Source organism: Ferdinandcohnia sp. SAFN-114 (genome assembly GCF_059415045.1).
In genome coordinates this window covers 1-6,754 of record NZ_JBPFDQ010000150.1, presented here as the reverse complement: position 1 = coordinate 6,754, position 6,754 = coordinate 1, and the positions used below count along the sequence as shown (strand labels likewise).

Here is a 6,754-nt window from a genome sequence, read left to right as displayed (position 1 = left end):
CAAATTAATGAAAAAGTGTTAAATTTAATATGGATAGGTGTTTTATATATGTCTCATTTGGCTAGGTCAGTTCATATTGCTTTCTATCTTTTTAGCTTTATCTGGTTGTTTTAGTGGTGAATCGACGTCAAATGAACCAGAAAAGCCATCAACTCCTAGTGAGGAAGGTAAAGAAAACGAACAGGAATCATCTGGACCAAAGATTCTGCGCCTTAATAATAATGAGGAGCCTGGTTCATTGCACCCAGGTACTGCACAAGGAACTCATGATTCATGGATTCTTGAACATGCATTTGAAGGATTGACAAAGAAAACACCAGAAGGTGAAATCGTAGCCGGTATGGCAGAATCATGGGAGCCGAGCGAGGATGGGTTAACTTGGACATTCAAGCTTCGAAGTGATGCAAAATGGTCAAATGGTGACCCTGTTACCGCTCATGATTTTGAATATGCGTGGAAATACGCTTTGAATCCAGAGACCGCGTCTACATATGCTTATCAACTCTATTATTTAGAGGGTGGAGAAGCATATAATTCGGCAGAAGAAGGTGCTGATCTAGCAGCACTTGAGGCTGCTGTAGGTGTAAAAGCAGTTGACGATACGACGTTAGAAGTCAAGCTTGCACAGCCTACACCATATTTCTTAGACTTAACATCTTTCTATACGTACTATCCGATTAATAAAGCTGTTCAGGAAGCAAATCCAAATTGGTACCAGGAAGCAGAATCCTACGTTTCAAACGGTGCCTTTAAATTAACAGAGTGGAAGCATAAAGAAAGCATGAAGCTTGCAAAAAATGAAAATTATTACGAGAAAGATAAAATCAATCTAGATGAGGTTCAATTTGTCATTATTGATGATGAAAACACGTCTTGGCAAATGTATCAATCAGGTGAATTGGATTTAGTCTACCCACTTCCACAGGATGTAATTGGTCAGCTAAAAGCTGAAAATAATCCTGAGTTTGAAATTGGTTCTGACCTTTCTGTTTATTATTACAATTTAAACACGGAGAAGGCGCCATTTAATAATGCAAAGATTAGAAAAGCATTATCAATGGCAATTGACCGTGAAACAATTGTGGAACACGTTGCACAAGGTGGACAATCACCAGCATATTCAGTCGTACCACCTGGAATTCCTGATGTTGCAGGGGACTTCCAAGAAAATACAGGTAAGCTATTTGAAGCAAATATTGATGAGGCGAAAAAGTTAATGGAAGAAGGATTGGCTGAAGAGGGCCTCGATAAGTTCCCAGCGGTAACATTAACTTATAACACGTCAGAAGGGCATAAGATGATAGCTGAAGCTGTTCAAGAAATGTGGCGCAAAAACCTTGGTGTTGAGATTACTTTAGAGAATGTTGAATTCCAGGTTAAACTTGACCGTGAAAAAGCGGGAGACTATCAAATCTCTAGAGCGGGTTGGGTTGGTGACTATGTAGACCCAATGACATTTATGGACCTTTGGGTAACGGATGGACCATATAATGACGCAAACTGGAGTAATGCTGAGTACGACAAGTTAGTTAATCTTGCGAAAACGACAATGAATCAAGAAGAACGTATGAAGGCAATGCATGATGCTGAAAAGATCTTAATGGAGGAAATGCCGATTGTCCCAATCTATTTCTATACAAAACCGTTTACTGTGAAGCCACATGTAACTGGTATCTTTACACCAATTAATAGTTATCCTCAGTTCATCTATGCGGATATAACAAACTAAGTATCAGGTTAATCGAGGTATGCTAGCAATTAGCATACCCCGATTTTTATAAAATAGAAACTAAGGCTAGCACTTTAGATTTAAGAGGGGGATAACATGCTTAAGTATATTGGAAAACGGATTGTCCTAGCAGTTGTAACCCTTTGGGTGATCGTCACACTAACTTTTATTCTTATGCATAGTATTCCAGGAAATCCATTTGCCCAAGAGGGAACGATGCCAGAGGCAGTCTACAATAATCTACAAAGCTACTATAATTTGGACAAACCTTTACATGTACAATATGGTCTTTATCTACTTTCTATTTTGCAGTTTGATTTTGGGCCTTCTTATAAATCTTCAACCCTAACAGTGAATGATCTAATCGTGAACGGTTTCCCAGTTTCCTTACATTTAGGAACACAGGCCTTGCTGATTGCGATTCCACTTGGCTTGCTTTTCGGAATTATTGCTGCCCTTTATCGAAATAGGTGGCCTGATTACTCCTCTATGATTCTCGCAATCATTGGAATTTCTGTACCGAACTTTATTCTTGCAACTTTTCTTATCAATTATCTGGCAGTTGAATTAAGATGGTTCCCTGTTGCAACATGGAAATCATGGTCACATACCGTATTGCCGTCCCTATCACTTGCGATGATGCCCATGGCCTTTATCGCGAGATTAATGAGATCCAGCATGCTTGAAGTTATGAGTCAGGACTATATTTTAACAGCAAAAGCAAAGGGACTTAAAAAAGGGTCGATTATTTTAAAGCATGCCATTCGAAATGCGATTTTACCTGTCGTTACAATTGTAGGAATCTTGATAGCCAATATTGTAACTGGAAGTTTTATTATTGAAAAAATCTTTGGTATCCCTGGTATGGGAGAAATGTTTGTAACAAGTATTTTTAATCGGGATTACCCTGTTATTCTTGGCTCGACTATTTTTTATTCTGCCATCCTGATTCTTTTTATTCTGATTGTTGATATCGCCTACACGTGGATAGATCCAAGAATTAAGGTAACGGGGGAGAGCAAATGAAAAATCAACCAAATCTAACGGAAGATATGTTTACACCAGTTGAACAGAAATATGCTGAAGCAGAGAGAATTGCGAGACCAAGTATTTCCTATTGGGGAGACGTTTGGAATCGCCTAAAGGAAAATAAATTAGCAATGTTAGGGCTTATAATCATTATTATTATAGGGGTCATGGCCATCATTGGTCCCCATATAAACGGATATACGTATTATGAGCAGGATTTTACAAAAAAGAACTTACGTCCGAATGCTGAGCATTGGTTCGGAACAGATGCTTCTGGACGAGATTTGTTTACACGAGCATGGTATGGTGCGCGAATTTCTTTATTTATTGGACTAATGGCTGCTCTGATTGATTTTGTAGCAGGGATTATTTACGGAGGTATTTCGGGTATTCGCGGTGGCAGAGTCGATAATATTATGATGAGAATCGCGGAAGTGCTTTATGCCATTCCTTATCTCCTTATGGTCATTTTAGTCATGATCGTCCTTGAAAGAGGATTATGGGCAATTATTATTGCAATGTCCATAACAGGTTGGATACCAATGGCAAGGCTGGTCCGTGGGCAGGTGCTTCAACTCAAGGAGTATGAGTACGTCCAAGCAGCAAATGCGATGGGAGCAAAAACCTCCTGGATTTTAAGAAGACATATGATTCCTAATACAATGGGGCCAATCTTAGTAAATGTCACATTGACTGTTCCAACTGCAATATTTGCTGAAGCAACACTTAGCTTTTTAGGACTTGGGATTCCTGCTCCGAAGGCAAGTTGGGGTACGATGGCGAATGATGCATTAGGCAGTATTTTGATCGGGAATTTCTATCAATTATTTTTCCCAGCTTTTCTCATCTCACTTACAATGTTCGCGTTTAATGTGTTCGGAGATGGTTTAAGAGATGCACTTGATCCAAAATTGCGGAAATAGAATATCTGCATTGATTAGAAGAGGGGGAAAGTAGATGGAAAATATACTAGTAATCAATGATTTGCATGTTTCGTTTGATACAAGTGCAGGAAAGGTAAAGGCAGTTAGAGGAGTTTCCTTTTCAGTAGAAACAGGGGAAGCAATAGCTATTGTTGGTGAATCGGGCTGTGGTAAAAGTGTGACGGCTAAATCGATTATGAAACTTCTTCCAAGCCCACAAGCAAAAATCGAAAATGGTTCTATTCTTTTAAATGGAGATAATTTAGTTCAAAAATCAGAAAAAGCGATGGAGAAAATTAGAGGAAATGAAGTAGGGATGATTTTTCAAGATCCTATGACATCGTTAAACCCTACAACTAGGATCGGGCTGCAAATTGCAGAGGGAATTATTCGTCATAGAAAAGTTTCAAAAAAAGAAGCACTTGAGTATGCCGTAAACATGCTTGAAATGGTGGGTATTCCTCAACCGGAGAAGCGCATTCATCAATATCCACATGAATTTTCAGGTGGGATGAGACAGCGGGTTATGATTGCTATTGCCCTTGCCTGTCAGCCGAAACTTTTAATTGCTGATGAACCTACAACTGCACTAGATGTGACCATACAAGCACAAATTTTAAGACTGATGAAGAAGTTGCAAGAGCAAACCAACACTTCGATTATTTTAATAACCCATGACCTTGGTGTTGTAGCGGAAATGTGCAGTAAGGTTGTTGTGATGTATGCAGGTGAAATTGTTGAAACTGGTAGTGTCGAGGAGATCTTTTCAAATCCGACTCATCCGTATACGAAAGGATTGTTAAAATCCGTACCTCGTCTAGATATGGATAAGCATGAAAAACTATCCACCATAACTGGAACTCCTCCAGATTTACTGTACCCACCTAAGGGCTGCTCATTCTATCCAAGGTGTGAAATGGCAATGAAAGTTTGTGCTGAACATAAACCAGTTTTTGAAGGCGTTAGCCCAACACAGCACAGTTCATGCTGGTTAAATCATCCGATGGCTAAAAATCGTTTAAATCATGTATAGGGGGGGGTAAGAAAGTGGTAGAGAAATCAAACGCATTACTTGAAATAAAAAATGTTAAGAAATACTTTTCTATCCAAAAGAAACCGTTAAAGGCGGTTAATGATTTGAATTTAATCATAAATAAAGGAGAAACAGTTGGACTAGTTGGAGAAAGTGGCTGCGGAAAATCAACAGCAGGAAAAACGATTATTCGCTTAATTGAACCAACAGCAGGTGAAGTCTTGTTTGAAGGAAAAAACATTTATCAGTTTAATCCAAGACAAATGAAGGAGCTTCGCAAAGATGTTCAAATTATTTTTCAGGATCCCTATGCATCCTTGAATCCAAGAATGAAAATTGAGGATATTATTGCAGAACCACTTGATATCCACGGTCTTGCTAAAGGTAAAAAGAGAAAGGAAAGGGTGAAGGAACTTTTAGAATTGGTAGGTCTTCGTCCAGAGCATGCGAATCGATTCCCCCATGAGTTTAGCGGTGGACAAAGACAACGAATTGGAATTGCCAGGGCACTGGCTCTAAATCCAAAGTTTATTGTTTGTGATGAACCAATTTCAGCATTAGATGTATCAATTCAGGCGCAAATAGTTAATCTGTTAAAGAGTTTGCAGGAAAAAATGGATTTAACATATTTATTTATTGCCCATGATTTATCAATGGTCAAATATATTTCAGATCGAATTCTTGTGATGTACTTAGGAAATATGGTTGAGTTTACGAATAGTGAGTCCCTTTATGATGAACCACTACATCCATACACAAAAGCATTATTATCCGCTGTGCCAATTCCGGATCCGGTAGTGAATCGTGAACGAATTGTACTCGAAGGAGAAGTACCCAGCCCGTTATCTCCACCATCTGGTTGTGTGTTTCGAACAAGATGCCAATATGCAATGGAAAGATGTTCAACTGAAGTTCCACAGTGGAAGGAAGTAAAGCCATCTCATTTCACAGCTTGTCATCTTTATGATTAATACCTACGTTTTACAAATATAGGTAGAAAGTGGTATAATATTTACTAACTAAGATAAATTAATAGTAATGCTTATTATAAGGAGTTTCTCAAGGAAGCTTCGCGTTAACAAAAAGCTCTAAAGCCAAAGTTAGCCGTAGTGGCGCTGATCAAGTTTAAAAGCGCACAAAGAACACTTTTTATAATAAGTTTTTTTATTGTCTAGCTCCAGGCGCTATCGGATCTTTGGTCTAAGCGAATCGCTTCGGAAGGCAAAAAAACCTCCTGTCAGTGCTTATCTTATGCTTGTAACCGATAGACGAACGCCTTGCGCTTATCTTTTTAAACAATAATTTACTATAAGTTTCGTGCCAACCAAAACAAAGGAGATGATTTGAATGGCTTTTGGAAGAAGACCAGTCGAAGAAATTGTTACTGAGGAAACGAAGGTGTGGGAATGCACATCTGAGGAATGTAATGGATGGGTACGAGATAATTTTAAGAGCACACAAGAGCCAACCTGTCCATTATGTGGAGCAGAGATGGAGACCAATACAAGATTATTACAGGTTGTCAACAACCATAATAAAAGCTTTTTAGCATAAAAACGTTATTTGTTTCCTCCACCAAAAAATAGAAAAAAATTTTTTAGTTATAAAATGTTTTTTCTATGGACATAATAATTCATGCATTACCTTGCAACAACTTTTGTTGCATTACATAGGAGGAAACAATATGGCACAAGGAAAAGTAAAATGGTTTAACAGTGAAAAAGGCTTTGGATTTATCGAAGTTGAAGGTGGAGACGATGTATTCGTTCACTTTTCAGCTATCCAAGGTGATGGGTTCAAAACGTTAGAAGAAGGTCAAGATGTTACGTTCGATATCGAAGAAGGTAGCCGTGGACCACAAGCTGCTAATGTTCAAAAGGCATAATGAACCAAAAATAAACCGTTCAAAACAGATTCTATTATAGAGTCTGTTTTTTTATTGTTAAAAACCGAACTAAAAAACGAGGCTGGGACATAACTAGCTTCGAATAGTGATAAAGGAGAATTTGAGTGAACTCAAGTTCTCCTTTATCTATTTTT

General features: G+C 38.3%; 7 protein-coding genes. All 7 read left to right on the top strand.

Going from position 1 to position 6,754, the window contains the following annotated elements:
- Positions 1 to 37 precede the first annotated feature (37 nt).
- The 7 genes from ACR65M_RS26100 (at position 38) to ACR65M_RS26070 (ending at position 6,599) form a co-directional block, all read left to right on the top strand.
- A complete protein-coding gene (locus ACR65M_RS26100; protein ID WP_440274865.1) occupies positions 38 to 1,729 on the top strand; it encodes a peptide ABC transporter substrate-binding protein in 1,692 nt (563 codons plus the stop codon).
- 96 nt (positions 1,730 to 1,825) lie between these two features.
- Entirely contained in the window at positions 1,826 to 2,755 is a 930-nt protein-coding gene (locus ACR65M_RS26095; protein WP_341331079.1) for an ABC transporter permease, read from the top strand.
- A complete protein-coding gene (locus tag ACR65M_RS26090) occupies positions 2,752 to 3,681 on the top strand; it encodes an ABC transporter permease (protein ID WP_440274864.1) in 930 nt (309 codons plus the stop codon). Before ACR65M_RS26095 ends, ACR65M_RS26090 begins: the two co-directional genes overlap by 4 nt.
- Before the next feature lie 34 nt (positions 3,682 to 3,715).
- Complete coding sequence (locus tag ACR65M_RS26085) at positions 3,716 to 4,714, top strand: ABC transporter ATP-binding protein (protein WP_341331081.1); 999 nt, start codon at positions 3,716 to 3,718, stop codon at positions 4,712 to 4,714.
- A 14-nt stretch (positions 4,715 to 4,728) separates the two neighbouring features.
- A complete protein-coding gene (locus ACR65M_RS26080; RefSeq protein ID WP_121449665.1) occupies positions 4,729 to 5,685 on the top strand; it encodes an oligopeptide/dipeptide ABC transporter ATP-binding protein in 957 nt (318 codons plus the stop codon).
- Positions 5,686 to 6,061: 376 nt separating this feature from the next.
- Positions 6,062 to 6,268 (top strand): cold-inducible protein YdjO-related protein, encoded by a 207-nt coding sequence (locus ACR65M_RS26075; protein WP_121449666.1) that lies wholly within the window; start codon positions 6,062 to 6,064, stop codon positions 6,266 to 6,268.
- 130 nt (positions 6,269 to 6,398) lie between these two features.
- A complete protein-coding gene (locus ACR65M_RS26070) occupies positions 6,399 to 6,599 on the top strand; it encodes a cold-shock protein (protein WP_099351638.1) in 201 nt (66 codons plus the stop codon).
- The last annotated feature ends 155 nt before the right edge of the window (positions 6,600 to 6,754 follow it).